Genomic DNA, 26,683 nt, shown 5'->3' on the forward strand with positions numbered 1-26,683 from the left:
AAGAACTAATGGACTTTAAAGGCGCTTTAAATGAGGAAATTAATCTAATGAATAGGGATTCCTCTCCTCGATTATCTCCACTTCATCCCATTCCACAGATTTGGAGTACATATATTTATCGGTTCGTTCAACCCCCATCTTTTTAGCAAGTTCAGTGTTTGTTGTATCCAGCAATACTTTTCCAGTTTCACTTTCTTCAGATGCCTCTTTTTTAAAATTCAACTGGGACACCAAGCATGTCTCCGATAATACCGCCATACAGACTTGGTAACACTCTTTGTTTTAGATTAAATCTCAAAAAACTTTTACTATCGTCTTCCCATCTGTCTACCATTCTTCTGCCTGCCATTGATTCCACCTACTTTTTATTTAAGTACTATTTTGTCACCTTCAGTACTCCTTGATTAATTTAAATGTGCTTGGTTGGTGTTTTAGGTTTGAGAGATGGTTATAATCGGCACTAGGTAACCTCATCTTAAACGCTTCATTACTTATTTTTGGAGACTAAAACAATAATTTTTCTGTTCTTAATCTTTTTATAAAGTTGTCTAAAGCATCACTTTCATTATTAAATTTTGTAATAGAACCTGTAACCACACTAGCCCTTTCATCAGTTACATAAACTGCCCATTGATCACCATCAACTGTAATTCCTACCTCATTTTCTCTTTGTGGATGTTCATTAAACCAATTGTAACGTTTTAATTTCTCTTGCTCGATTATTTCTTTTGCTTCCAATTGTTTCATTTGTTTATTCTCCTTTAATTTAAATAATTAGAAAAATATATCTTTGAAGTAATTACTTAATTTCTTTTAACATCCCTAATCCTTTAAGCCATTCTACAGGTAAAGGAAGTTCATATTGAATTCCCCCTCCTGACCTTAGCCGCACCAGCCACACCGCCGATTCCGAGTGCCATCAACAGGCCGTTCTGGCGCTGTTCCTCGGTTAGCTGGTTGCAAAGTGGATAAAAAAATAAATTATATAAGTTATAAGATATAAAAAAGCCCCTTATAAGGGGCTTTTTCTATTGTGCATATTAGGGGAACAGCTCAATAAATATTATAGGCGGTTGAAGCGAATAAGTTAATCTAATGAATAGGGCTTCCTCTCCTCAATTATCTCAACTTCATCCCAGTCTACATATTTGGAATACATATATTTATCTGTTCTTTCAAATTCCATTTTCTTTGCAAGTTCAGTGTTGGTTGTATCCAACAGCACTTTACCTGTTTTTCCATCTTCAGACACAGAAAATAACTCACCTTTATATTTTGCCTTTGAATTTATCTTAAATAAATTTTCTACTTCTTCTACAGAAACATTTTTTATATAAATATTCTCATCTAAATGTTTAAAACCATGAGATAGGTCAGATTGTTTATTACTTATTAATCTTATTGATTTATCTTCCAGTAGCCTAAAGCTATACTCGTCACCATTATACATTGCATACTTACCTTTTCTTATCATAGTTTCCTCCATCTAAATCTACATTTTTGTTATATCTATAAATCTTTTATAATCCGCATGATATCTTCCAACCAATACTTCTTGCCCATTTTCAACCTTATATAGTTCTGCTCCATTTTCAGGTAAGTATCTACCATCAAACTTAAATTCCGGTACAACTCTATCATTTCTAGATCCTGTGAAGCCATTTAGTGTACAAGGGGGTCCATCTGTGTTTATTCCATCAAATTTCTCACCATATGGAACAAAAATTGAATCCACTTCATCTGTCTTAAATTTTATAACACCGTAGGTACTTCCTCCATCTGGAAATGGTCTTTTCCCATTCCAATCCGTATAATCTAGCCTCAAACTTTCAACGAAATCGTCATAAAGTTTTATATCATGTACATCTTCGGCTTTTGCAACGTAGCCTCCAATTTCAGAATATGTGCCATCTAAGTATTTTTCTATATCCTGCCCAGGAATGGTTTTCTGTAAAATAGTTGTCCTTGTAATAGGTGGAACAGCTTCTCTAATTGTTTTTAATTTTTCTACTTCCAAATCCGTTAACTCATCATGCGATTTTAATTTTAATTCTTTAAACTCTGATGAGGACATGCCCACATTTTTGAGTACATCATCTATTTTACTATTAAAGCCTTGTAGGTCCTTTAATTTTTTTGAGTCAAATTGGGTTTTAACTTTTCTACCATTAGTTGTTTGTTCACTAACATTTTTAAGCTGTCGACTATCCACATACTTAGCCGCACCAGCCACACCGCCAATTCCAAGTGCCATCAACAGGCCGTTCTGGCGCTGTTCCTCGGTCAGCTGGTTGCCGAACATGTCTTTGCCGGTGACTCCCTCAAAGAGGCCGTTGGCGGCGAGGAGTCCGTATATCCCGTATTCGGTTTTCTGTAGGAGGCTAAAGCCTTTTGTCGTTTTATAGGCATCGAGCGCGTGGTCTGCTGCGTTGAGTCCTTTGGCGGTTTTGTAGATGGCGCTGCCGCCTTTGATGGCCCGGCCGGCCCAGCCGACGACGGGGATGAACCCAGCTGCTGCCATGGCGCCGGCTGCGATTCGTTCGGCATCGGACAGCTTGCGTCCGGTTACTGGATCGACTCCGGTTGAGGCCCTGATTGAATCATAATATCCCGTGAATTCCCCTGTAAAGGTTTTTGTCGTATCCCAGGCTTTTTCGTACCATGGGCGGTTTTCGAGTTCTTCCATTTCTTGTTCGATTTTTCGGGCTTCGGCTTGCTGCTTTTTGAAGGTCTGATAGTCTTTCATCTGACCGGCGACCTCATCCTTCACTTGATAGACGCCACTATTCTTGAATGCCGATTGGTTGAACGTCAGCGGCGAAACGTTGCCGTCCTGTCTGGTGGCATCAAGCAAGGCGCGGAAGAGGCTAACGGCGACGTTTTCCTGCCCGACGGACACATCATATTCCTCGACCAATTGCCGGTCGACATTCTCGACCTTTGTCACGGTATCATCCAGCCTTTGTCCGGCCAGCGTGATTTTTTCATTAAAGTCCTTTTGGTCGAACCTATCAAGAGGCAGGATATCGTCAATGCTGCCGAGGATTCTTTGAAGATCGTTCGCTTGTTCATCGACAAGCGACTTCGCTTGGTTGATGCCGTTCGAGACTTCCCCATCTAAAAAGGGAACCTCGACCACCGTATTTCCGGAGAGGTCCGCCTCTTCCATACTGGCCGGAATGCCTTCCAAAAAACTGATTTGGGTCGTGAATAGTTCCATCCAGGCGTCCGCCACCTCGATTTGCGCTTCATAGAAGCTTTTGATGGCAGCGGCACCGGCTCCTTGAAACTCATTGTCCAAGCCGACGATGCCCTGAAATTCCTTTTTCAGGGCTGTGACTTCCTTCTTTAGTTCTTCATATTGCTTGGCACGCGACTTGGTTGCGGCCGTCAATGTCTTGGCTTCATATATTTTCATAGCGTAGGATACCCATGTGAAGACACATGGGCAATGGCTTCATCCTGTTCTTTTAATAAGTCAATGTTGGCACGGGTATCTTCCACATTTTTCTGGACGATTTTGATATATTGCTCGAAGACCTTCTCCAGGTTCGTTTCCCGGTCAATCCATTTCGAGGTGAATTCCAATTTATTGCTGCCAAGTTCGCCTGCCGGCAAATTTCCAAGCGTGACTGTTCCAAGTGCGGTCTTCACCTGATCGACTTGCTTCGTTACGGCAGGATGATTCAGTTTGATTGTCGTCATTAAAACAACCACCCTTTTAAATATGATATTTTACTTTCCAATTGACCTATGACGGCTTCCCCTTTATCTAAAAGTACATCGGCTTCATGGGCTATGGTGCTTGCTGCACTCAGAGCCTTTTTTTCTATATTAAGCATCATGATTTTACCGGCGATTTTCTCTTGATAGTGGTCATAATCATCATGAATGATCGTTGACATTGCCTTGTATGCATCAATGCGGGCATCTTGAAAGTCTTCTGCACGGTTTCCCGTCCAGCTTTTACCCAAATCCGGATTTTTAATTTTAGCAATTTCCCCCAGACAAGCATTCTGTTCTTCTTTGATTTGTCTTTTTGCCTGCTCCAAACGATTGATATTTTCATTCACATCGGACATTTTACTGGAGAGGGCAGAGTGAATTTCACTCAATGAATTTGCATACACTAAAAAAATCACCTCAAACATACTATTCTCATTATGTAGACTGTCATATTTTTCATATTTTCCATTATAAGGATTATAGTCTTAGAGTTAAATAGGGATAAATAAGCTATTTATGCTAGGTATTTAGGAAATCTCTCCCATAGACACCATTTCCAGATTAGACCTTTTACCCCTGTTTTCCATTTTTAAATATAAAAAGAGAGTGCAGGCTGCACCCTCTAAATATTTACTGCATTATTTGAATTCCTTTTCGTCAAATAATTGCGGAACTTTCACCTTTTTCCCTTTTTTATGATTGAGATCAGGTTTTTCAGCTTCGATTTTAGCTTGGTCATAGACAGCGGTGCCGACAATTTCAGCAACATCTTGAAGCTTTTCTTTTGAGATTTTATCAATGGTATCATCAGGAGTATGATACCATGGTTCTGATGGACTGTGGATGAATAAAGCAGCGGGAATCCCGGCTTCAGCAAACGATACATGGTCACTTCGCCCGCCTTGTCCATATGGAGTCGGCTCTCCATTCAGTCTTGTACTTGATGCCTGGGCCAGATCGGTTACAAGGTTCATTTCTCCATCATTAGTCAAAATGACCAAATCCCCGGCATCCCTGCTTCCCACCATATCCAGATTGAAGTTGGCAATGGTTCGCTTGATATCATCATCAGGGAGATTGTTCACATAATGCCGTGAACCTAGCAATCCATTTTCCTCGGCCCCAAAGGTGACGAAGCGAATTTCCGTATCTGTAGGAAGATTCTTCAGAACACGTGCAAGTTCAAGGGTGACGGATGTTCCTGATGCATCATCATTCGCGCCGGGTGCCCCCGCGACGGAATCATGATGTCCAGTAATATAAATGATATCGCTCTTTTTTGCTTTATGGTTCTTTGTTGCTTTTTTCGTTGCCACTACATTATAAGAGGTTTTTCTCCGGAATAAGCTCCTTCGATTTTTAATGATGCTGTCAATTTAACTCCGGCATTCAATTTTTCAAGCAGGGTTTCTCCATCCTTTTTGGTTATCGTGACAGATGGAATATACTTGTCATTATCCTCTCCGAGTGTCCCGTTTAATTCCCCATCTGCATTATTGAATAGGATGACTCCCGCTGCCCCTTTTTCTGCTGCATTCAATACTTTCTCTGCAAAAGTGAGGCTCCCTCTTTGTATAAGGGCAATCTTCCCTGAAACGTCGGTTTCCTCCAACTCTTCTTTCGTTCCTAAACCGGCATATACCAATTCACCGGATAGGTCCCCATTAACAGAATAGGTTAAATGGTTCGCTTGGATTCCCCCATCAAATCCGGCAACGGAAAGTTCGACCAGATTTGGGTCTGTATAAGCTAAAAAATTGAACTCTTCGATATCGGCATTATAGCCATAAGATTTGAATTGCTTTTTGATGAATTGGACAGCTTTATACTCAGAATCGGTACCGGCGACCCGAGGTGTTTGTGAGAGGTATTCAATATTCTTGTAGATTCGATCGGCATCGATTTTTTTGATGATTTGCTTGTCCGTGGATGGAGCAGATAGCACCGGCGATGGATGTGGCGTTGCTAAAGCGGTAGTTGTCCCGGCTGTCCCGAGTGTCAATGCTGCGATTAAGGTTACCGATAGAAATTGTTTTTTCATAGATTGCCTCCCAGTTTAATAGATTTCACCATTATTTTACAATATACAGAAAATACTAACTAGGTAGGTTTATCCCTATTCATGCATGTCTAAAGTAACAAATTTACAAATTAAAGGAATTAACAGGATGTATGACCCGTGCCAAAAGTTCCTTTTCATTCGATATTTTGTCAGATTATATAAAAATACCTGAAACCCAAACAGGATTTTCGCTCTTTTTCGGGAAAATAATACAGAAGAGATAGAATTTTTACAGGGAGAAGGCGCAAAGATGTCGATAACTAAATTCGTGATGCCGGAAGTGATTTTTGGAAAAGGTTCAATTGAACAAGCTGGCGAGGCCTGCTTGCGTTTGGGTGCCAAAAAGGCCTTGATAGTCAGCGACTCAGGGGTGGCCAATGCTGGCTGGTTAGATATAGTCATTACATCCTGCCAAGATGCAGGCCTTGCTTTTGCTACCTTCATTGAAATGACGACCAATCCGAAGGATAGGGAGATCGAGGCCGGCTGTTTGGCATTTAAAGAACAAGAATGTGATGCCATCATTGGTTTGGGAGGAGGCAGTGCTTTGGATGTCGCCAAAGGGGTAGCCCTTTTAGTAACGAATGGCGGCATCATCAGTGATTATGAAGGTGTTGATAAAGTCCACTCACCCCTCCCGCCCATGGTGATGATCATGACCACTGCAGGATCGGGTTCGGAAGTATCTCAGTTTTCGGTGATCGTCGATTCATTCCGCGAGAAAAAAATGACAATCATTTCAAAATCACTCGTCCCCGATATTGCAATAGTCGACCCTGGTACCTTAACCACCTTGGGACCGGATTTGACCGCAGCTACGGGAATGGATGTTTTAACCCACGCCATTGAATCCTATGTTTCAATCGCAGCGACGCCTTTGACAGATGTACAAGCCAAAAACGCGCTTTCCATCGTTTCCCGCCACTTACGCCCCTCTGTTGCATCCAGGCATAATGAGGAAGCAAAAAAAGCGATGGCGATGGCAAGCCTTCAGGCTGGACTGGCTTTTTCCAACGCCATTTTGGGAGCCGCCCATGCCATTTCACATGCCTTAGGCGGCAAATACCTCCTTCCGCATGGTGAAATCAATGCGATACTCCTTCCCCATGTCATGGATTTCAATCGAATTTCCTCACCAAGGCGATTCAGCGAGATTGCAGACATCATGGGCATCGATACACGGACATTGACCGAGCAGCAAGCAGGAATGGCAGCCATACACTTCGTAAGGGAATTATCCCAGGATATAGGGGCTCCCAAGAGTTTAAGTGATGTCGGCATTACGAAAGAAATGATAGACCCCATAGGGATGACCGCTCTTGAGGATGCCTGCATGATCACCAATCCTCGTGATATGTCATTAGAACAGATTAATCAGCTGCTTCTTACAGCCCTTTAAGAGGTGAAAGCATGAACAAAATTGAATTGATAGACTTAATGACAGGTGTTAAATCTTCAAAGAAAACGTATTACACGGAACTTAAGAAAACAGTGGATCAGCTGAAGAAGAAGAATATGCAGCTTGAAATCATGAATGACATCACTAAAAATATGAATATGGACATCGACATCCACGAGATTCTCCGAAATGTTATCACAAAACTTAAGCAGCTCATTACCTTCGATGACAGTCATTTTGTCATATTGTATGAGGAAGAACCTGCCCTTCTTCATATCTGCCCTAATGGTCACTGTGAACTTGAAATGGATGCCAAAAATTTGTTACACCCTTTTCAGGATTTCTCGTCTGCCTTGAAAGAAAAACAGCCCATTGAGGTGGAAGTTAAACAGTTACCGGACTTCCGAGAAAAGGAACGTCTATTATCCCTTGAGATCGAATCACTTCTATTGGTCCCTTTATACGGAAAAAGTAAAAAAATCGGAATTTGGACTTTTGGCAGGAAGAAAAAGAAAACATGGCATAAAGATGAACTCGAATTTCTTGAACAACTATCCAATCAGCTTGCGTTAACTTTGGAGAATGCCCAGCTTTATAAGGAAGTTCTTCATTCCAAACAGGAGTGGGAGGATACATTCAAAGCAGTCGAAGACATGATCATCGTCTTTGATCAGAAAGGAGCGGTCTATCAATCCAATGATTCAGCCAGGGGCTTTTCCGACCAGATTCCTTTAATTGATAAATCCCAAAATCTGATTCAAGATACCTTTTCATGTAATAAGCCAGGGTTTCAGGAAATTCTCCTTCAGCATGATACCATCCTGGAAATGCATGCCTACCCGATTCAGAATAAGGAACATCAAGTATATGGGGTCATTGCTTATTATAAAAATGTCACCGAAAGAAGACAGATGGAAGTCCAGCTATTACACGCCGGTAAACTTGGGGCGATCGGTGAAATGGCAGCTGGGATTGCCCATGAATTGAATAGCCCATTAACGGCCATTCTTGGTAACTCGCAAATTTTATTACGTAAAACCCCACAGGATAATCTGGATCATATGCTGTTAAACGATATTAAGGTTTGCGGAGATCGATGCAGGCAAATAGTGAAAAGCCTGCTTACCTTTTCAAGGCAAGATGAGTATAGATTCCACTATTACTCTATTAACGAAGCCATTAACCAGGTTTTGAACCTTTTGAAGTTCCAACTTGGGAAGAAGCAGATATCCCTCCATCTTACCCTTCAGGAAGACCTTCCTTACATAAAGGGCAGCCAGCCGCAGATAGAACAGATCATCATCAACTTGCTATTGAATGCCAAGGACGCATTGGATGAGTCCGCCCAAACGGAAAAATTGATTGCGATCACTACCTATACAGATAACAAGTTCATGGTGGTTCGGGTGACTGATAACGGAACCGGGATTGAAAAAGAACGCCTGCCCTTCATATTCCATCCCTTCCATACGACTAAAGACCGTGAAAAAGGTACCGGTTTGGGGCTGTCTGTAAGCCTTGGCATCGCCAAAGACCATGGTGGGAATATCGACGTTTTGAGCACACCAGGACAAGGAAGCACTTTTTTCCTGAGGCTTCCCTTACAAGCAGAAGAGGAAAGGGGATGATAATGTGGTTCATTTACTTGTGGTAGACGATGAGAAAGAGGTTGGGACTTTTCTTTCCCGCCTTTTTACGATGAAAGGTTATCTCGTACAAGTTGTGAATAGTGGGAAGGATTTTCATGAAATGGATTGGAATCAGCAGCGTTTTGATGTCGCAATGATAGACCTGAAACTTCCGGATTGTGATGGACTTTCCCTCCTGCAGCATTTAAAACAGCTGCAGCCGCGTTGCAAGGTACTGATCATGACCGGATACAGCACCGTCAAGACCGCTGTTGATGCAATGAAACTTGGCGCGAGTGATTATATGGAAAAACCCTTTGTGGACATTGAAGTACTGGAAAGGCAGATTGACAACCTTTTAAATGAAAATGAAGATTTGAATCAGCATTTCATCCATAAACTGGCAGAGGATTCAGGATTCATCGTCGGCGAAAGTCCTTTAATGAAGAATTTGATTGAAACGGCTTTCAAGGTCGCCCAAAAATCCGTCAATGTATTAATCGAAGGAGAAACCGGAAGCGGTAAAGAAGTGCTTTCACGCTTCATTCACATTGCCAGCCCCCGAAACCATGAACCTTTTATCGGCATCAATTGTGGAGCGATCTCTGAATCCCTGCTTGAGAGCGAATTATTTGGTCATGAAAAGGGCGCTTTCACCGGAGCGACCCAGCTGCGAAAGGGTTTTTTCGAAATTGCCGGGAACGGGACGCTTTTTCTTGATGAAATTGCGGATGCGAGTCCCGCCATCCAGGTCAAATTGCTTCGAGTTTTGGAAACGAGGGAATTCATGCGGGTTGGCAGCAGCGGGGCATTACGGACGAACGCCCGGTTAGTGGCAGCCTCCAATGAAAACCTACAGCAGGCAGTGGACAAAAATAAATTCCGGGAAGACCTATTTTACCGGCTGAATGTCGTGACTCTCGATATCCCGCCTTTAAGGAATCGAAAAGAGGATATTCCCTTGCTTGTCCGTCACTTGATTGAGAGGAATGGTCATGGAGATATCTCTTTTTCCAATGAGGCCATCGAAAAATTACAGCAATACAACTGGCCAGGCAACATACGCGAACTATCTAATGTGGTCATGCGCACATTAACTCTTGCAGACCATAAGTCGGTAATATCCGCCAATGATATCTCTCTCACTAACAGCCAGATCACGCCTGACAAAAACGTGTCCACTAATGGGACTCAGTCAACTGAAAACCTTCTTGAAGAATGGCGAAAAAGGCTAGTGGCCGACTTTAATGAAAAGGATGAACTGATGCTTGAAGAAATACTTACGGAAATCAAACAGCTTCAATCTACAATTGGAAAGGAACTCGTCATGCAGGCACTGCAAAAAACTTACGGCAACCGGAATGAGGCAGCCAAACGCTTGCAGATATCCATACGGAAATTACGTTATATATTAAATGAGAAGAACCAGACATAATAAAAAGGAGGATGCCCCGTTCCAGGACATCCTCCTCTGTTCCTATTCTAGCGTCAATACGATGCGTCCGTTGATTTCCCCCTTTTCCATCATTGAAAACACATCATTTATTTCATCAAGTTTCCTCGTCTCTATATTCGTTCTGACTTTACCCTCAGCAGCAAATTGAACGGCTTCCTGTAAATCTTTTCTCGTGCCGACGATTGACCCTTTTACAGTTACCCCATTTAGCACTGTATCAAAAATCGGGATTGGGAGTTCATCATTCGGCAATCCGACTACGACAAGTGTCCCGCCCCTCTTGACTGAACTGTAAGCCTGTTCGAAAGCTTTTTTCGTAACCGCTACAGAAATGGATGCCTGCACACCGCCAACTTTATCCTTTATAGCCTGAACAGGATCGGTCTTAAGCCCATTAACCGTATAATCCGCCCCAAGTTCAGTTGCCAGATCCAGCTTATCATCTTGAATATCGACAGCAATTACATTAAAGCCCATCGCTTTTGCATATTGCAGGGCAACATGTCCCAATCCGCCAATTCCATAAACCGCTACCCAATCGCCTGGTTTTGCTTCTGACACCTTTAGCGCTTTATAAGTCGTAACACCTGCACAGAAAATTGGTGAAATCTCCGCAAAGTCAAGCCCTTCTGGAACCTTCACCACATATTTGGCGGGTGCTTTACAATATTCCGCATACCCTCCGTCCACCGAATAGCCTGCATTCAATTGATCCAAGCAAAGCGTTTCCCTTCCGGTCAGACAATATTCACAATCGCCACAGGCCGAATAAAGCCATGGGATCCCAACACGGTCACCTACTTTCAAGGAAGTTACGCCTTCTGCCACCTTTTCTATAATGCCCACACCCTCATGTCCGGGGATAAGCGGAAGCTTGGGTTTTACCGGCCAATCACCATGTACCGCATGCAAATCGGTATGACATACGCCACAGGCTTTAATTTTCACTAATATCTCACCATATTCCAACTCGGGGATGGGAACTTCTTTAATCTCAAGTTTTTGGTTAAATTCATTGACGACCGCCGCTTTCATTGTCTTGACCTTTTGTTTTTCATTTACAGTGCTTGCCCCTTGTTTTACATTCATGATTCATTTTCCTCCCTTAATCCAGTGGATATTATTTCTTGCTACTACTTACACCTGCTACTTACACAAGATGCAAGTGCCATGCCACTGAAAAAAAGCAAAAAAGACAGCATTCACTTTAATAAAGTGCCGAAAAATCGGCCCATTTGGACGAATTAACGGCTCAAGTTGGACGAAATCCGGTTTGTATATTGCAGAAAAAATGGCTCACCCTATAAATAGGAGGTGTCTAAAACATGGACCAATTTGAAAAAGCCTATGAATCATATAAACAGCAGGGAACACCGCAAGCAAACCAAGCTGATTCAGCAGGAAAAGAAGAAATCATCGCTGTAAGGAAAAATGAAGAGGACAATATTATCGCCATCAAGACGAACTCCGGCCGCGAACTCGACTACCCCACAGCCCTTTCGGAAGCCAAAGCAGGCAACCTGGCCAATGTTGACGTCTTTCATAAATATGGACGTGACATATTGCGGAGTGAGCCCGATGGGATAAAAGAAAATAATCTGGATCAACTGCCGGAGTTTTAAGGGGGAGACTGCCTGATATGGGCAGTTTTTTCTATTTGGATGCGCTAAAAAAGAACCAGCATGATTAGCTGGATCCTTATTTTTCATACTGATAGGATTCAGAGATTTCGAGCAGTCGGCCACAGGACTCGACAACCTCGATGATTTCCATCCATGACATGTCCAGACCCAATTCATTAGCATGGGAAATCTTATCCCGTAATTTCCGGATGGCATTTGCATCCTTCTTCCCTTTACTTTTCGAAGGGATTTGGAAGAAGCGCCTCAAATCTTTATCTTTATGTATGATATCGAATTTATCACTGATTTGCAGGCACTCGATTATATTGATATCCTCGTTTTTATCGATTCTCCTTCTATATAATTCGGTTGCCTTTTCTAAACGGTCTTCGCTGATCATTGGATACCAGCTGCCATCGCCGAATCTATCCTGGATGATATCGCTCATCCTCATTTCCAATAAAGTAATGTATCCGAATATCAGCATCCTGATCGGAGGCTTTTGAAGGTCGGCATGGGTAATCAACTTTTTAATCGAATTATTCTCTAATACGAACACCCTTGTTTTATTCTTAAAAATCTGGAGAAGCTGGATCAAAGGGGTTGAATCCGAAACCATTTCCCTTGGTGAAAAGTTTCTCAAATATTCAGAAATGCTTCCATCACCGAGTTCTTCCCTTTCGATATACCCGATGATTTCCCCCTGATCTTGCACTGCCAATATATCAAAGTTCTTTTTTTCCAATGCTTTCTGGATATCCACCGCCAGATCGTTTTTATGGCAAAACTCAAGCTCCTGGGCAATGCTCTTAACCGTTATATTCTCTTCATAAAGAGTTTTAAGACTAAGATAGCTGTTATTGCTTTTTCTTTTGCTTTCATTTAACATCTTTCAACCTCCGCTCAGGAACACTTTCCGCCCGATTTTCCGCTTAAACCATAGAAAATGTATGCGGCCGCCACTAAAATAAAGTCCACCGTAGTGGACTCAATACCATTCATGTGGATTTTTTGAAACCATCAAAGGCCATTAACTGCATGCATTGCCTATCGGCGTTTCCTCATTTCCCTTCTCTTCCCAACCTTTGCATACATCCACCCAATCCTTAGCACCTGAATATTCAAACAACTCAGCGAGTTTAAGTTCTATTGCAGAGTTCGCACTGCCGCATGCCGGGAACAATGTATCAAAGCGTTTCATCGATACATCAAGAAAAACAGCTAGATCATTTGCCAAACCAAACGGGCAAACCCCTCCGATGGCATGGCCGGTCTGTGCAAGCACTTCTTCAGGTGAAAGCATACGTGCTTTGAAACCGAACGTCTGACGAAATTTCTTATTATCCACTTTCGAGTCCCCTGCGGCAACAACCAAAATGGCTTTTTCACCTTCTCCCTTAAAGGAAAGAGTCTTAGCAATCCGCGCTGGGATAACACCGATGGTTTCCGCTGCTTCAATCACTGTAGCACTCGATGTTTCGAACTCCATTACATCGCCTTCCCGGTCCCATTGTTTAAAATGGCTTTTGACACTTTCGATCGACATCCTATATTCACTCCTTTGAAGTACATATTGAAATAATATCATCCATCATTGCAATAAATCAAAATCCTTGAGCCACTTCCCCTGCTTGGAAACTTATAAATTAAAACCATTCTTTACAAATTGACGAAACAAGCTTACATGGGATACTATTAAACATCGGGCAAATGCCTAAACGTGGTTCGTAACCATCCCACGATAAAAAACTAGGGAGAGAGTAAAATGAATGTTCGTACACTCGTAATAAGCGGGTTATTGGCTGCCTTGTATGTGGCGGTCTCATTGGTATTCCAACCAATTTCATTTCAGATGTTCCAATTTCGTGTACCGGAAATATTGAATCATCTGATTGTATTCAATAAAAAGTATATCTACGGTATCGTCGGCGGAGTCTTCATATCGAATCTGCTCTTTTCGCCGATGGTGCCATATGACTTGATTTTCGGGGTGGGGCAATCTCTGCTCGCCTTATTGCTTGTCATTTTTGTTTCTCGGTTCATAAAAGGCATTAAAGGACGGATGATCGCCACGATTATCTTTTTCACGTTCACAATGTTTTTAATTGCAATTGAGCTGAATCTTGCCCTGGGCTTCCCATTCTGGTTAAGCTGGATGACCACGGCTGTCGGTGAATTCGTTGTCCTCTTGATTGGAGCGCCAATCATTTATGGAATGAACAAAAGAATTCAGTTTGAAAAGTGGCTTTAATGGAATCTTCGTGTCGGGAACCCACTATAATGGAAAAGAGCTGTCTGCAATGATGCGGCAGCTCTTTTTTCACCAATGAACTCGAAAATGATAAACTACTAGTAAGAATGGTGGTGGCCCTTTGAAAAAAATCCTGACCATAATCGGTCTATTGGTAATCGCAATATTTATTTTCTATAATGCAGAGTTATTCACTTTGGTTTGGAAAAGTGATCTGGATTCTGTTATTGGGATTTTGAAGGAAAACCTTTTGCTTACATTTATTGTGACATTCGTATTGATGTTTGTACAAAATTCTTTTACAATCATCCCCTTAATTTTGCTCCTGACCATCAATGTCGCGATATTCGGATTCATATATGGATATCTATGGAGTTGGTTTACAAGCGTTGTTGCCTCAGGTTTCATTTTTTATGCAGCAAGAAACTGGTTTCAGGAACTTCTCATAAAGAAAATTAGCGAAAAATGGCAAGAAACCGTAGTGGAGCATGGCTTCATGTACGTTTTTACAGGCAGGATTTTCCCTCTGATCCCAACAAGCTTAATTAACTTGGTAGCTGGTGTCAGCACCGTCACTTTCAAGGATTTTTTATTAGCGACGGCACTTGGCAACCTTATTTACTTTTTCTTCCTTTCGCTCATTCCATATGGACTATTATCTGTTGAAATGAACCAATATACGCTAGCAGCACTCGCACTCGTCCTCTTACTATTTTTCATTATCTATAAGCGTGCAAAAAAGAAAAGGAAACAAACCTTTTTCAGAAAAAACAGGTGACCACTTTGGCCCCTGTTTTTTTATTTAGGAATCTGCATATATTTTTTTCCGATAGTTTGTTAAAATGTGTATGTAATTTTACCTTAGAAATGTCTTAAAATCAGGGAGAATCTCCATGTCCAAACGCTCCATTTTAGCAATATATATCCTATCCGGGATTCTAACACTAGTCGTGTTCGACTATTTTTTAACTACAAATATCCAAAACAAAGAGGTCTTCATTCAACTTCAAAGAGCGGAAGGATTTGTTTTCCTTTTATCAATAGGCTTGGTTTTATATCTTTATTTAGCTAAAAGGGAAGAATTCAAGCAATTAAAAGAAGCTGAGCAACGTCGGCGTACACTCATCAATTCAATGGTGGATTTCGTTAACTTTAAGGATGGTGATGGCCGTTGGCTTGAATCCAATACCTTCGGCCTGCAATTATTTCAATTGGAGCATGTGGACTATAAGGGAAAAAGAGACAGCGAGCTCGCGGAATACTCAGAATTTTATAAAGAGTCGTTGATCTACTGTGAAGTATCCGATGAAGAAACTTGGGTAAAAGGAGAAATCACAAGGTGTGAGGAAATCGTCCCTCTTCCCGATGGCAATCACAAGACCTTTGATACGATCAAGGTTCCTCTGTTCAATGAGGATGGTTCACGAAAAGGCTTAGTCGTCATCGGCAGGGATATTTCTGAAAGAGTAGTCGCGGAGAATCAATTATTCGATAGTGAACAACGCTATAAATCATTGTTTGAACACAACCCTTATCCGATGCTGATGCTTGATTTAAACGGAATGATCACGACCGTTAATCCAAGGTTTGAAACGGTAACAGGCTTTCAACAGGAAGAAATACATGGAGCCTCATTCATTAATTTGAACTTCTCAGCAGAAGACGCGGAATTGATCCGTACATCTTGCCAATATGTCCTGGAAAACCAAAAGGGGATAAAAAAAGGGAAAGATATAGAATTCCTGACGAAGTACGGGAAGTCCATCTTACTTTCTTGTTCGTTTGTCCCGATGATGGTTGGAGAGGATTTAGTAGGAATCATTACTTATGCTAAAGAAGTCACTCAAATTCGGGAAACCGAAGCACGCTTAAGAAGAACTGAAAAATTATCGATAGTCGGCGAACTTGCCGCAAGTGTGGCTCACGAGGTACGAAACCCGCTGACTTCTTTAAAAGGTTTCGTCCAGCTGCTTAAAAAGAGCGACCATCCCTATGAACAATACTACACGATCATGTTAAGTGAATTGGACCGGATCAATCTTATTGTAAGCGAGTTACTCGTTCTGGCAAAACCACAGGAACTTCCATTCAGCAAACATCAAATCATCGACCTGATGAATGATGTCAAAACCTTGTTGAAACCAGAGGCGGACTCGTACCCCACCCAAATATCAATATCTGTTAAAAACGAAATACCGCTTCTATTATGTGAGGGAAACCAATTAAAACAAGTATTCATAAACATGCTCAAGAATTCAATGGAGGCATCCGCTGATCACATTTGGATTGATTTTGAACGCATCGACAATAACCTTTCCATTACCATCAAAGATAATGGAAGCGGAATTGAAAAAAAACGGATAAAGCATCTTGGCGAACCTTTCTATTCTTCTAAAGAAAAAGGAACCGGATTAGGACTGACAGTCAGTTGCCGAATCATTGAGGCGCATCGGGGAAAGGTCCACTTTAACAGCGAACTAAACCATGGAACCGAGGTCCAAATCATTTTGCCCATAAAAATATAAATCCGAGGACAAGCCTAAACCTTGTCCTTTTTTTGCAGGATTCAGACCCATCCCTATTTAATCAAGGAGGTGAAGAAATCCTTAATATTCCCAAAGAATGACCCGGTCCCACCAGGTTGTTTGCGATCAATTTGGCCTCCAGTATTATTGTATGTATCTCCCTCCGACTTGCCGGCTGTACTCATCTGCGTTGCCTCAACTCCCACCCTTTTGTTATGACATCATCCACGGTTTCTTCCTCATCCATTTCCACATCCATATCCTTTTCGAAAACAAGGACGTAAGTACGGCGCTCCCCATCCTTTGAAACGGTAACGGAAATGGCTGTTTTCGCTTTATCCTTGATCTTCACTTTTTTTCTGCTCTCACCATCATATTCAATCGTTGCTCCGCTGGCATTTGTCGTTGCATTCATTTCGACTGAAGAAATATCATGATCGACCTCGATATGATAGGTATGCTCATTAGATTCAAAAGCTTTGTTCCATACTCCTGATGATACAGTCAGATTGGTTAACACTGGTGCATTATTGCCCTCATCACCTAAGGCATCTGCTGACGTTCCCTTCTCTATAGAATCCGTTTTCGCTTTTTCTGTTGAAATGCTTTCAAGTTGCTGTGCTTGGCTGACACCACTGCTTGGTTTTAGATTATTGGTGGATTCCGTTGATGTTAAAGATGATTTATTTCCCTTATCGGAGGATGGTTGAGTTTTACCCGTTCCTATTGAGGGCTCCTGTTGAACTTCACCCGCTTTAGGTGCAGTTTTCGATTCTTCTTTTTCCTTGGCTGCCGCCCGTGTAATCGTAAGCGTATAGGTTTTTTCATCTCCATTTTCTGCCGTAACGATAATCTTCACCTTTGTCTTACCGATTGGAAGGGTAACCTTTACACCTGAATTGGTTGCATCCTTTCCATTCACCTTTACAATTGCGGTACTGTCACTCAATGTCGGAGTTACCGTAATGGACTGGACTTCATTTTCGACAGAAGCGTTATAAGCTGTCACTTTAGAATCGAATGTTATTAAGCCTTCTGATAATCCAATTGATGTTAAAAGGTTATCATCACTTTCAAGTCTTTCAACCTTGAGCGTATAGGCAACCGTTTCATTTTGCCCATCACTGACGGTGATTTCAAACGTATTCATGCCAGTTTGAAGCTGTAAGTCCTTCACCTTCCCCTCTGTCATTTTGACACCATTCACGTATATGGCTGCATTCTCGTTAGGACTTGCTGCAAGTAAGTTGATCTTTTCCACATCATTTCCCACTGCCGAACTATACTCGTGTACATCTTCAGAAAATTTTTGTTCCAGTGCTATACCCTCTATTTCCAGCTTTGAAAGACTATTTACCATTTGTTCCTCTTTTTGAATGACGGAAGTGTCTTCTGCAGCCCCTGCCACGGGCATATAAGCGGATGTGCCCATCCCCACAAGGGAACCAACCAAGATCACCTTCACACTTTTTTCTTTTAATCCCTTCTTTAGCAAAGCCTATCCCTCCTATAATTCCTGCAAACATGATAGGGTCAGGTTATCAAAGGAACCTTAATTATTTCTTAATGGAGTTTATACCAACAGGATGTCTATTAATGTTTTGCAAAAAGGAATTCCAAACCAATATTTATGGCAATAATGGAGGTAGGAAGGCAAATCTAAACTTATTGTTATCACTTTTCTAGCAAACCTTTCAAACTGCCTTTAGATAACTAATTTATTTTCACTGTTTTTTCACATTTTCCTTTTATAATGGGCTTACATGATCTGATGAAAGGATGATGGCACACCAAGATGAAAAAATATTTATGGCTGGTAGTCAGCCTATTCAGTTTGCTTTTATACCCGGCAATGGCATTTGGTCATGCTACGGTAATAAGCTCTAATCCTAGCCCGAATGAAGCGGTGGATACCCTTCCTGAAAAGATCAGCATTCAATTCAGCGAGAATATTCAACCATCTTTCCATTCGCTTGAGGTATTCAGCCAAGGCGGGGACAAAGTTCAAATTCATGACAGTAAAATCTCGGAACAAAGTGAAAAAATACTGGAAGCTAAGTGGAAGGGCACTATCGACGAAGGGATTTATTACATTAAATGGAGAGTGGTTTCAAGTGATGGACATCCCATTGAAGGAACAATTCCCTTTCAATTCGGAGATTCAGCGGGCCTTTCAGACCAAGAAAATCCCGAAGTGAATGCAAGTTTTCCGAATTCCATCAATGTTATCCTTCAAAGTCTTCAATACATATGCTTCGCTGCACTTACTGGAATCCTTTTTTTCAGATTATCGTTAATGAAGGATCCTCGACTTTTTGAAGCAAGCAGAAGAACACGTCTATACCTTTGGCTTTCATATGCAGGTTTAGCCTTTTCCATCTTCTTAAATCTGCCCTTAAAAGTTACGATTGACGCTGGCGTAGGTTGGACGGATGCATTTAAATTGACTTATATAAAAGAAGTATTGAATGCCACAAACTTTGGAGCGGTCTGGATCATTGAAGTTCTAATATTGCTTCTTCTATTTTTAGTGATTTATTTCATGCTCGAGAACTCCCTGAATAAATCATTGCCTTTCTTTTCTTTCATCATAATGGCCAGCTTGATGATTTGTAAGGCTTTAACTGGACATACAGCTGCTGTTCCTAATCAGGTTCTGGCCGTTTTGATGGATTTCCTTCATCTGTTGTCCATGGCTTTATGGCTCGGCGGCCTTTTGGCCATATTGGTGATTTTACCTGGTCTTGCTGATCGGCAGGCAGTCCAAGAAGATAAGAAAACATTTTACTGGTCAATCATTCAAAGGTTTTCCAGATGGACATTTCTGTTTGTAATCATACTGATTGTTAGCGGGATATATAGCAGTTTACAGCATGTTCCGACTATCCATTCATTGTTTTACACAACATATGGACAATTGTTACTGGCGAAAATCATTCTCATGTTAGTCATGATCGTTTTAGGAGGCTTCCATTTTCTCAGAGGGAAAAAGCAAACGAGAAAACTTGGTTATAGTGTAGGAATGGAGTTTGGTTTAGGAATCGTCATACTTCTCATTGCAGCTCTGCTGACAAATGTCCAAACTGCCATGTCTTCTCCCGGGCCCATTGAAAAGACGTTACGGACTGAAGAAAATAATGAGGTTACATTAATGGTGACTCCCAATGAAGTCGGGGATAACGTGATTCAAGTAAACCTATTCAATGAAGGCAAGCCCATTGCTGAAATAGAGCAGCTTACAATCACTATGCAGCCATTAGATACGCCACGCGGTGAAATAAAACTGCAAATGAAGGAGAAAAACACAGGTACATTTACATCAAAGTCTTTATTAACCATGCCAGGAAAGTGGAATATCCATGTTCACGGATTAACTGAAAGCCTGGATTCAATTGATGCTGATTTTATAATTTTCATAGGGAATTCATAACAGGAGGTTAATATTAATGAAAAACATTTCAAAACTACTTATTTTCACATTTGCTGCATTATTCATTTTTTCCGGTTCAGCATATGCTCACGTTACAGTCAAGCCTAGTTCATCTGCACCTGAGGCATGGGAAACTTATACACTCAAAGTACCAGTAGAGAAAGAAACTGCCACTACAAAGGTGACTTTAAAAGTACCTGAAGGGGTTACTTTTGAAAGCTATCAGCCTGTACCGGGGTGGAAAGTATCAACAGAAGGTGACAAAGATGGGCATGTAAAAACGGTAACTTGGACAGCAACTGATGAAGGAATAGCTGCTGGACAATTCCAGCAATTCTCTTTCGTAGCACAAAATCCAAAAGAAGAAACAAAAGTTGCCTGGGATGCATTTCAATATTACGAAGATGGTGAAATTGTTGAATGGAGCGGTGATGAAGGCTCAGACCTACCGCATTCTGTAACGGAGATTACGGTTGCGCCCAAGGCTGATGCAGAACCAGCGGACCATGGTCACAAAGATGAGGCTGAAACTAATGATTCCACGGCAACTGACAATTCAAAGGATTCGGCAACAACAGAAGGTGATGGCAATCAAACGCTGTTCATCACTCTGGCTGTCATTTCACTAATCCTGTCGATTGTAGCACTTTTTGCAGCTCTAAGGAAAACTAAAAAATAATCATTATGGAAGGTGCCCCAAGAATTCTTGAGGCACCTTTTTTCCCTTCTATTATTCCATGACCACCGATTTACTCGGTAACTTAAGGTTTTCTGATTCTATGGTAATCTTAATCGATTTTTCAGCTCTTTGGTCCGCTATCGTTAGGTTAAGCAATCCATTTCCCTGTGCTTTTTTGCTTATTCCCAGATCTTCCGTACTTTTCACCAGCTGTGCATATAATTCCGCTTCAGTTAAATTGCGGTCAAATTCCTTTTCAGCAATCACTTTCAAGAGGGCTGCTGCACCGCTTACATGGGGCGTAGCCATTGACGTTCCGCTCAACCGGGCAAATTTATTTCCTGGATACGTAGAAAGAATATCGACACCTGGCGCCACCAAGTCAATTTCATCATTTGTATTCGAAAAATCCGCTAAATTTCTGCTTAAATCCACGGCTCCGACTTCCACTACCTCGGGATATGCTCCTGGATAATCCAATTCATCCGTTTCATGACGCCCATCACCACTATTTCCAGCTGCGCAAACAACTAGGATATCATTCTTAAGGGCTTTTTGAATGAGTTTGTGTTCAGCCTCATCCGGAGGACCGCCAAGTGAAAGTGAAATGACCGAAACCTTCTCTTCATTAGGTCCCCGCCAATTGATTGCATACTCCAGAGCTCCATTAATCCAAGCTATATCACCTTGCCCTTGACCATTTAAGGCCTTTAACGCTAATATGCTCGCTTTCGGGGCCATTCCCACTACACCAGCATTATTGACGGCAGCCACAATCGTACCGCTAACATGTGTCCCATGTCCATTATCATCTTGATAATCCCCGGTATTGGTAAAATCCTTCCCACCAATGATTCTTTCCTTGAGGTCTGGATGTCCCTTGTCAATGCCTGTATCGATGACGGCAACTATCACGCCCTCACCATAATTGCTTTTCTCCCAAATTGCCGGGGCTTTCACAAGCTCGACTCCCTCAGGAATCTTCTCTTTCACCGTTTCCATTACTTCAAGAACTTTGTAAGGTATTAATCTTTTTTCTCTTGTCATTTGATTACCCCTTCCTTCGTTCAATAAGTTAAACTGCCATCAGTGTGGGATATTCATCCCGTCTGGTTGCCGTCTACCGTTGAAAGAGATGAGATCAAAAAACTCTTCTCTCTTATATATACCAGATTTATGAAAAGAAAAAAGAAGTTTTTGGAAAATTCCGTCTAAATAACTACTTTTTATTTCTTTTTGTGTTATTATCTGGTACTCTTATTATAGAACAAATGTTCGCAAAACGCCATATTTTTTTTTATTCATTACTCAATTTTTTCCCAAATAAAAAAGAAGCGACCCCAAATCGAGTCAGCTTCCATGAGATGTTAAGCTGCGCCGCAGCATTTTTTGAATTTTTTCCCGCTTCCGCATGGGCATGGTTCGTTTCTGCCAATTACCGGCTCTGTATGAACATGCGGCATTTTTGCTGCCTTTGCACTTTCCATGATGATTTGCATGCCTTTTTCCTTCATTTGCTGATACCGCTGTTTAAATAACTCCATAACATCTTTACTGTATTTTAACGTATCTTCCGCAATATCCATCGCCTTTTGCTTGGAAATATTATAATCCTCAAGGACAAATTGATTATCCCCGAAAGAAACCCTCACTCCAAAATGCTGTCCTGCCTGTTTATTTCCTTTAAGCTCCTCAACGAATTCAAGATATACTTCCTGGCAATCACAAGTCTGGTGCATACAATAATAATCATATATCCAATATGTTTTATCTTCGTACTTACTCTTTAAAGCAATTCCATCCTCCACGCCAAAAACATCCAAATATTTTATCGCTTTTCCATCAAGTATCTCAAATGGATCAATCGTTCTCATCTATAGACACATCCTAATTCATCAAAATTTATTCTTCCTCTGTATTGTACAACCTAATTCACCAATCGTCACTTGAAACGAAGCCTGTCGAATCCAAATCCCTTTCATCAAAATCAGATTTAAGGAATCCTTTTTGAAGGCAAAAAAAAGCTGCATCAGTGTGTATCCACTGATGCAGCTGCCCCTCAACCCTTCATCCGATCCATGTGGTCAATTCATCAAACGGTGTTTTTTTGGCAGGTTTCGGCTCCATATCAGGATAACCCAAGTATATGAAAGCCAATACTTCTCCTTTTGAGGATAAATTGAAAAATTCACGGACCTTTTCATTATAAGTTATTTTTCCCGTTCTCCATACCGCTCCCAGACCTAGGGAATGTGCCGCAAGAAGCATGTTCTGAATGGCACTGTTCACTGCTGCATATTCTTCTGCCACGAGGACATTATTCTTATCACTAGGCTCTATGCCCACTGCGATGATGACTGGAGCCCTTAATGGATTCTTTTTTTGCCTTTCGAGCTTGCTGATTAAACTTTCAGGGATATCATCAGCATTTTCAATTCTTGTGATTTCTTCGAATACCTCTCCAAGTTTATTTCTTCCTTCTCCTGTCATTACAAAAAAGCGCCAAGGCTCCGTTCGATGGTGATTAGGGGCATACGTTCCAGCTTCAATGATTTGCTCGATCATTTCCTTAGGTACCGGATCTTGCTTGACGATTCCAATGCTTCTTCTCGTTTTTATAGCCTCGATGGTTTCCATGTTATCTCCCCTTATCCCTTTATTTCCAATAGTTTCTGTTTCAGTTCATTTTCCATTGAAGCCAATTCCCGTTCGGCTTGTCGGCGTTTATGCCTTCCTTCTTCTTGAATCCGCATGGTTTCCTCAAGCGTGGAAATCAAGTTAGCTTGGGTATTCTTTAATGTTTCGATATCGACAAGTCCGCGCTCATTTTCTTTTGCCGTTTCAATGGTATTCGTTTTCAGCATCTCAGAGTTCTTCAATAACAAGTCATTTGTAGTTTTGGAAACCTGCTTTTGTGCTTCTACTGCATGCCTTTGCCTGATTAAGGTCAATGCAATCGCAACCTGATTTTTCCAAAGGGGGATGGCTGTCATGATCGAAGATTGTATTTTCTCGACCAGCGCCTGATTCGTGTTTTGGATCAGCCTGATTTGCGGTGCGCTTTGAATCGTAATTTCGCGACTCAATTTCAAATCATGAAGCCTTTTATCCAACCGTTCAGCAAATTGCAGCATATCATTGACTTCCTGGAACTTCATTTGATCATTGCTCGATTCAGCGGACTTCCTTAACTCCGGAATCGTTTTCCCATGGATTTCTTCGAGTTTAATTTCCCCGGCTGCAATATAGACATTCAATGCCTGGAAATAATCCTTATTCGTTTCATATAGCTTTTCAAGGATTACGATATCCGATAGCAGGATATTCTTGCTCCGCTCGAGTTTCACACTGATTCGATCAATTTGGGCACCGGTTTTTTGATATTTGGATAGCACTTCCTGTACAGATCCCGAGAGCTTCCCGAACATACGAGCAAAGAAAGAGGGCTTATCCGGTTTTAGCTCATCCGGGCTCAGCTCGTTTAACTTTTTCATTAAATCACTGATAATGTTGCCCACTTCACCCACATCTTTTTTCTGGACATGCTCAAGCATGGAATTAGAAAAGGTCAGAAGCTTTGATTGGGCGGGTGTACCATAGGATATCATCGCCTGATGATTCGTTGGATCGATTTGTTCGGCAAGCTGATATGCCTTTGCCCTGTTCTCTTCAGGAATGACATCAATCAGTTTAACCGGTTTCGCTTCCTGGGAAGATACTTTCTCCAGCTCCTGCACCCCATCAAATGGATTGGCTAAAAGATCATCGATCAAACTGGCATTATTCGTTTTATTCAACAGGTTTGGATCATTGTTATTCATTTTAACCTCCTGCTTTCATCAATTACTTGTGACTCTTTTCTAGTTTCAATGGATTGCTTAGCAACATCCAATTCGAAGTTAAGGTGATCGATATCATCGGCAATCACTTTATATAAATCCTTTTCTATCGTATTAGTGAGTTCCTTTAAAGTTTTGCGAGTCTCTGTTAAGGAAAGTTCGAGCTCCCTATTCTTTTTTGGCTGCTGTGCTAAAAAAACATATTTCTCCGCAAGCTCCATGGCGGAATCCAGATGCGAGTAATAAAATTGTTCCGCCTGGTAAAATCGCTTCGGTTCTTTCTTTGTCAGACTATATATTTTTCTGATCATTTTAATCATATCCTTCCTCTGTTTAAAAGAAGAGATATGCCTGACCGAGATTAATGCTTTTTGAACCCGCCATATCTTCGATTTTGCTTCCAATAAATTTTTCTTAATATATTGATATTCTTTTCTCGTCAATTCATGTTTTTTGAGGAATCTTGATGAAAAATATACAGAACTTAGCCAGTATGCAAGCGCCCCTCCTGCTAAAGAAATGACAACGGATAAGGCAAACGGTTGATTCAATGCAAAATAGCTAATCATCCATATCGGCAAAACCATTGGAAATGCAATCAATATCGGAACAAAATCGGCAAGAAATCGATTCATAATCATTACACTCCTGACTTACACTCTTTTCTATTATATACGGATTATCCCATGGATTGGTTTCAAGAAGGATTAAAAGAATTTCCCCTATCCTAAACGATATAGGAACCGGATGGTTTCTGCAAATTTATTGAAATTTTTTCTGTGAATTAACTCTTCTCCCCAGTATGGGCTAACGCCTAGTCACCTCATCGGAACTTACATAAGTTATAAAGTATCCATCCTGAATTTTAAAAAGGAGAGTTGACGATGAATTCATACGGATTTTACCCTTATTCACAACAAAATGGAAATCACCAGTACTTTGAGCCTAATTATAACCCATATTTCCAACAGCCTGAACGATTTGATTACATGCCACAGCAAGATTGGAACCTTCAGCAGGTTCAAGATAATTCATATAGCCAAGTGCCCGAACAGTTCGATGTTGAAAGGGAACCTCAACAACTTGAAAGAAGAGTCCGGGAACTTGAGCGGCAAAATGAGAGGCAAACGAGGGAACTCACTCGGCAAAACCAAGAAATCACACGGATGAATCGAGAAGTGGGCCGTGTTATCCAGGAAGTAACCAGGATAAGTCGAAATGATCAACGCCATACGAATAGGCTAAACCGACTAAACCAAAGACTTCGTGCCGTTGAAAGAAACTTAAACATTCCATTCAACGCAACAGAGGATGGCTTTTAATACAAAAAGCAGGAGCTCATTATGGGCCCTGCTTATTCTAACTTTTATCGGAAGGACTCGGTAATCAGTAATTCCAATAAATGAATTTAATCAAACGATTGATTAATTTTAAAGGACCACTAAACCCTTAGTGCATGAATGACCGCCGAACTGCGAAGTCTCCTGCATGTCCATCTCGCTTAATCAGCCGCCACCCTATCCCCCAGTGGCCGGCAATCGGATAGATGAGTGCCATCATCATTACAACAAAAATAAGATACGCCCGAAATTTAATCCGTTCCTTACATTAATCCAAAGTCAACGACGAAATAACAAAGCGTTCCGATTGTAATATCATCGAAAACCTTCATGAGAATGTTCACATTACTCTTCGTACGAACTAACCCTTCTTCCAATAAGGCCCTTTCCATTAATCGAAAGTTTGATTAATGGAAAGAGGATATTAAATTACCTAGAGAAATTTGGAAGGTATATTAAATCATCTTTTCCTTAATCTAATAGGGCAGTTAAAAAACAAGGAGGTAACACCATGACAGTAATTAGTGATGTTAAGACGACTTTAGCTGGACTAAAAAGTGCTCAAGCAAGCTTCGAAACCTTTGCCCTTTCAACAGACAACGAGCAAGCAAAACAACTTTACCAACAAGCTGCTCAACAAACACAATCGATTGTTGACAGTGTTTCACCTCGTATTGATCAGATTGAGCAAGAAGAACCACAATATAAGCAATAAGAAATCATAAA

Annotated in this window: 28 protein-coding genes, 1 pseudogene and 1 riboswitch; of the genes and pseudogenes, 11 read left to right on the forward strand and 18 right to left on the reverse strand. The window is 41.2% G+C overall.

All coding sequences use genetic code 11. From position 1 onward, the window contains the following. Positions 1-39 precede the first annotated feature (39 nt). From ACFRAK_RS10815 to ACFRAK_RS10845, 7 genes and pseudogenes are all read right to left on the reverse strand, one after another. Positions 40-231, reverse strand: a complete 192-nt coding sequence (locus ACFRAK_RS10815; RefSeq protein ID WP_387705278.1) for a hypothetical protein — start codon at positions 229-231, stop codon at positions 40-42. A gap of 273 nt (positions 232-504) precedes the next feature. Further along, complete coding sequence (locus ACFRAK_RS10820; protein ID WP_387601720.1) at positions 505-747, reverse strand: Imm59 family immunity protein; 243 nt, start codon at positions 745-747, stop codon at positions 505-507. 340 nt (positions 748-1,087) lie between these two features. After that, entirely contained in the window at positions 1,088-1,474 is a 387-nt protein-coding gene (locus tag ACFRAK_RS10825; RefSeq protein ID WP_387601717.1) for a hypothetical protein, read from the reverse strand. Positions 1,475-1,492: 18 nt separating this feature from the next. Next, positions 1,493-3,418, reverse strand: a complete 1,926-nt coding sequence (locus ACFRAK_RS10830) for a ribonuclease YeeF family protein (RefSeq protein WP_394571728.1) — start codon at positions 3,416-3,418, stop codon at positions 1,493-1,495. Continuing rightward, positions 3,415-3,705: a YwqI/YxiC family protein gene (locus ACFRAK_RS10835; protein ID WP_394571729.1), complete on the reverse strand. Its 291-nt coding sequence runs from the start codon at positions 3,703-3,705 to the stop codon at positions 3,415-3,417. The genes ACFRAK_RS10830 and ACFRAK_RS10835 overlap by 4 nt, the downstream gene beginning before the upstream one ends. After that, positions 3,705-4,130: a YwqH-like family protein gene (locus ACFRAK_RS10840; RefSeq protein ID WP_394571730.1), complete on the reverse strand. Its 426-nt coding sequence runs from the start codon at positions 4,128-4,130 to the stop codon at positions 3,705-3,707. The genes ACFRAK_RS10835 and ACFRAK_RS10840 overlap by 1 nt, the downstream gene beginning before the upstream one ends. 234 nt (positions 4,131-4,364) lie before the next feature. Further along, positions 4,365-5,767 (reverse strand): annotated as a pseudogene (locus tag ACFRAK_RS10845) (M28 family peptidase). Positions 5,768-6,038: 271 nt separating this feature from the next. Here ACFRAK_RS10845 and ACFRAK_RS10850 point away from each other — a divergent pair. Genes ACFRAK_RS10850 through ACFRAK_RS10860 form a run of 3 tightly spaced genes read left to right on the forward strand, consistent with a single transcriptional unit; the run spans position 6,039 to position 10,250 of the window. Continuing rightward, entirely contained in the window at positions 6,039-7,187 is a 1,149-nt protein-coding gene (locus ACFRAK_RS10850; protein WP_387601706.1) for an iron-containing alcohol dehydrogenase, read from the forward strand. 11 nt (positions 7,188-7,198) lie between these two features. After that, complete coding sequence (locus ACFRAK_RS10855) at positions 7,199-8,815, forward strand: GAF domain-containing sensor histidine kinase (RefSeq protein ID WP_394571731.1); 1,617 nt, start codon at positions 7,199-7,201, stop codon at positions 8,813-8,815. A gap of 4 nt (positions 8,816-8,819) precedes the next feature. Further along, positions 8,820-10,250, forward strand: a complete 1,431-nt coding sequence (locus ACFRAK_RS10860; protein ID WP_387704852.1) for a sigma-54-dependent transcriptional regulator — start codon at positions 8,820-8,822, stop codon at positions 10,248-10,250. A 42-nt stretch (positions 10,251-10,292) separates the two neighbouring features. Here the strand turns inward: ACFRAK_RS10860 and adhP are convergent, their stop codons facing one another. Next, on the reverse strand, positions 10,293-11,306 hold the full coding sequence (gene adhP / locus ACFRAK_RS10865) for an alcohol dehydrogenase AdhP (protein WP_192208130.1): 1,014 nt from the start codon (positions 11,304-11,306) through the stop codon (positions 10,293-10,295). 290 nt (positions 11,307-11,596) lie between these two features. Here adhP and ACFRAK_RS10870 point away from each other — a divergent pair, with 290 nt between their 5' ends. Next, complete coding sequence (locus tag ACFRAK_RS10870; RefSeq protein ID WP_076372809.1) at positions 11,597-11,893, forward strand: DUF3892 domain-containing protein; 297 nt, start codon at positions 11,597-11,599, stop codon at positions 11,891-11,893. 76 nt (positions 11,894-11,969) lie between these two features. Here ACFRAK_RS10870 and ACFRAK_RS10875 read toward each other — a convergent pair whose 3' ends face one another. Together ACFRAK_RS10875 and ACFRAK_RS10880 are read right to left on the reverse strand one after the other, a co-directional pair. Further along, a complete protein-coding gene (locus ACFRAK_RS10875; protein ID WP_387601698.1) occupies positions 11,970-12,782 on the reverse strand; it encodes a hypothetical protein in 813 nt (270 codons plus the stop codon). A 141-nt stretch (positions 12,783-12,923) separates the two neighbouring features. Further along, positions 12,924-13,439, reverse strand: coding sequence for a YbaK/EbsC family protein (locus tag ACFRAK_RS10880; protein WP_394571732.1), 516 nt, complete (start codon positions 13,437-13,439; stop codon positions 12,924-12,926). Between the two features lie 168 nt (positions 13,440-13,607). After that, positions 13,608-13,652, forward strand: a riboswitch (PreQ1 riboswitch). Between the two features lie 6 nt (positions 13,653-13,658). Here ACFRAK_RS10880 and ACFRAK_RS10885 point away from each other — a divergent pair. The 3 genes from ACFRAK_RS10885 to ACFRAK_RS10895 all read left to right on the forward strand — a co-directional run bounded on the left by ACFRAK_RS10885 (position 13,659) and on the right by ACFRAK_RS10895 (position 16,669). After that, the gene (locus tag ACFRAK_RS10885) at positions 13,659-14,144 is read left to right on the forward strand and encodes a QueT transporter family protein (protein WP_076372803.1); all 486 of its coding nucleotides are present in this window, start codon (positions 13,659-13,661) and stop codon (positions 14,142-14,144) included. Between the two features lie 121 nt (positions 14,145-14,265). Beyond that, positions 14,266-14,922, forward strand: a complete 657-nt coding sequence (locus ACFRAK_RS10890; RefSeq protein WP_387601691.1) for a TVP38/TMEM64 family protein — start codon at positions 14,266-14,268, stop codon at positions 14,920-14,922. Between the two features lie 115 nt (positions 14,923-15,037). After that, positions 15,038-16,669, forward strand: coding sequence for a PAS domain S-box protein (locus ACFRAK_RS10895; protein ID WP_387601688.1), 1,632 nt, complete (start codon positions 15,038-15,040; stop codon positions 16,667-16,669). A 181-nt stretch (positions 16,670-16,850) separates the two neighbouring features. On the opposite strand, the gene ACFRAK_RS10900 is transcribed toward ACFRAK_RS10895, so the two are convergent. After that, positions 16,851-18,164, reverse strand: a complete 1,314-nt coding sequence (locus ACFRAK_RS10900; RefSeq protein WP_387601686.1) for a cadherin-like beta sandwich domain-containing protein — start codon at positions 18,162-18,164, stop codon at positions 16,851-16,853. 300 nt (positions 18,165-18,464) lie between these two features. Here ACFRAK_RS10900 and ACFRAK_RS10905 point away from each other — a divergent pair, with 300 nt between their 5' ends. Together ACFRAK_RS10905 and ACFRAK_RS10910 are read left to right on the forward strand one after the other, a co-directional pair. After that, on the forward strand, positions 18,465-20,099 hold the full coding sequence (locus tag ACFRAK_RS10905; RefSeq protein ID WP_394571733.1) for a copper resistance protein CopC: 1,635 nt from the start codon (positions 18,465-18,467) through the stop codon (positions 20,097-20,099). A 16-nt stretch (positions 20,100-20,115) separates the two neighbouring features. After that, a complete protein-coding gene (locus ACFRAK_RS10910; RefSeq protein WP_387601681.1) occupies positions 20,116-20,778 on the forward strand; it encodes a YcnI family copper-binding membrane protein in 663 nt (220 codons plus the stop codon). A 51-nt stretch (positions 20,779-20,829) separates the two neighbouring features. Here ACFRAK_RS10910 and ACFRAK_RS10915 read toward each other — a convergent pair whose 3' ends face one another. The 5 genes from ACFRAK_RS10915 to ACFRAK_RS10935 all read right to left on the reverse strand — a co-directional run bounded on the left by ACFRAK_RS10915 (position 20,830) and on the right by ACFRAK_RS10935 (position 25,252). After that, the gene (locus ACFRAK_RS10915) at positions 20,830-21,825 is read right to left on the reverse strand and encodes a S8 family peptidase (protein ID WP_387601678.1); all 996 of its coding nucleotides are present in this window, start codon (positions 21,823-21,825) and stop codon (positions 20,830-20,832) included. Positions 21,826-22,145: 320 nt separating this feature from the next. Continuing rightward, on the reverse strand, positions 22,146-22,652 hold the full coding sequence (locus ACFRAK_RS10920; RefSeq protein ID WP_387704857.1) for an SEC-C metal-binding domain-containing protein: 507 nt from the start codon (positions 22,650-22,652) through the stop codon (positions 22,146-22,148). A 193-nt stretch (positions 22,653-22,845) separates the two neighbouring features. Further along, positions 22,846-23,415: a nitroreductase family protein gene (locus tag ACFRAK_RS10925; protein ID WP_394571734.1), complete on the reverse strand. Its 570-nt coding sequence runs from the start codon at positions 23,413-23,415 to the stop codon at positions 22,846-22,848. Between the two features lie 11 nt (positions 23,416-23,426). Continuing rightward, the gene (locus ACFRAK_RS10930) at positions 23,427-24,599 is read right to left on the reverse strand and encodes a toxic anion resistance protein (protein ID WP_260288244.1); all 1,173 of its coding nucleotides are present in this window, start codon (positions 24,597-24,599) and stop codon (positions 23,427-23,429) included. Further along, a complete protein-coding gene (locus tag ACFRAK_RS10935; protein WP_387704861.1) occupies positions 24,596-25,252 on the reverse strand; it encodes a 5-bromo-4-chloroindolyl phosphate hydrolysis family protein in 657 nt (218 codons plus the stop codon). The genes ACFRAK_RS10930 and ACFRAK_RS10935 overlap by 4 nt, the downstream gene beginning before the upstream one ends. Positions 25,253-25,606: 354 nt before the next feature. Between ACFRAK_RS10935 and ACFRAK_RS10940 the strand changes: the two genes are divergently transcribed. Further along, a complete protein-coding gene (locus ACFRAK_RS10940) occupies positions 25,607-25,939 on the forward strand; it encodes a hypothetical protein (protein WP_387602104.1) in 333 nt (110 codons plus the stop codon). Positions 25,940-26,066: 127 nt separating this feature from the next. On the opposite strand, the gene ACFRAK_RS10945 is transcribed toward ACFRAK_RS10940, so the two are convergent. Both ACFRAK_RS10945 and ACFRAK_RS10950 read right to left on the reverse strand, forming a co-directional pair. Beyond that, the gene (locus tag ACFRAK_RS10945) at positions 26,067-26,180 is read right to left on the reverse strand and encodes a hypothetical protein (RefSeq protein ID WP_394571735.1); all 114 of its coding nucleotides are present in this window, start codon (positions 26,178-26,180) and stop codon (positions 26,067-26,069) included. Positions 26,181-26,220: 40 nt separating this feature from the next. Further along, positions 26,221-26,349, reverse strand: coding sequence for a hypothetical protein (locus tag ACFRAK_RS10950; protein ID WP_387704863.1), 129 nt, complete (start codon positions 26,347-26,349; stop codon positions 26,221-26,223). Positions 26,350-26,468: 119 nt separating this feature from the next. Between ACFRAK_RS10950 and ACFRAK_RS10955 the strand changes: the two genes are divergently transcribed. Then, entirely contained in the window at positions 26,469-26,672 is a 204-nt protein-coding gene (locus ACFRAK_RS10955) for a DUF1657 domain-containing protein (RefSeq protein WP_053344237.1), read from the forward strand. The last annotated feature ends 11 nt before the right edge of the window (positions 26,673-26,683 follow it).

The sequence above is a fragment of the Peribacillus sp. NPDC056705 genome, assembly GCF_043656335.1.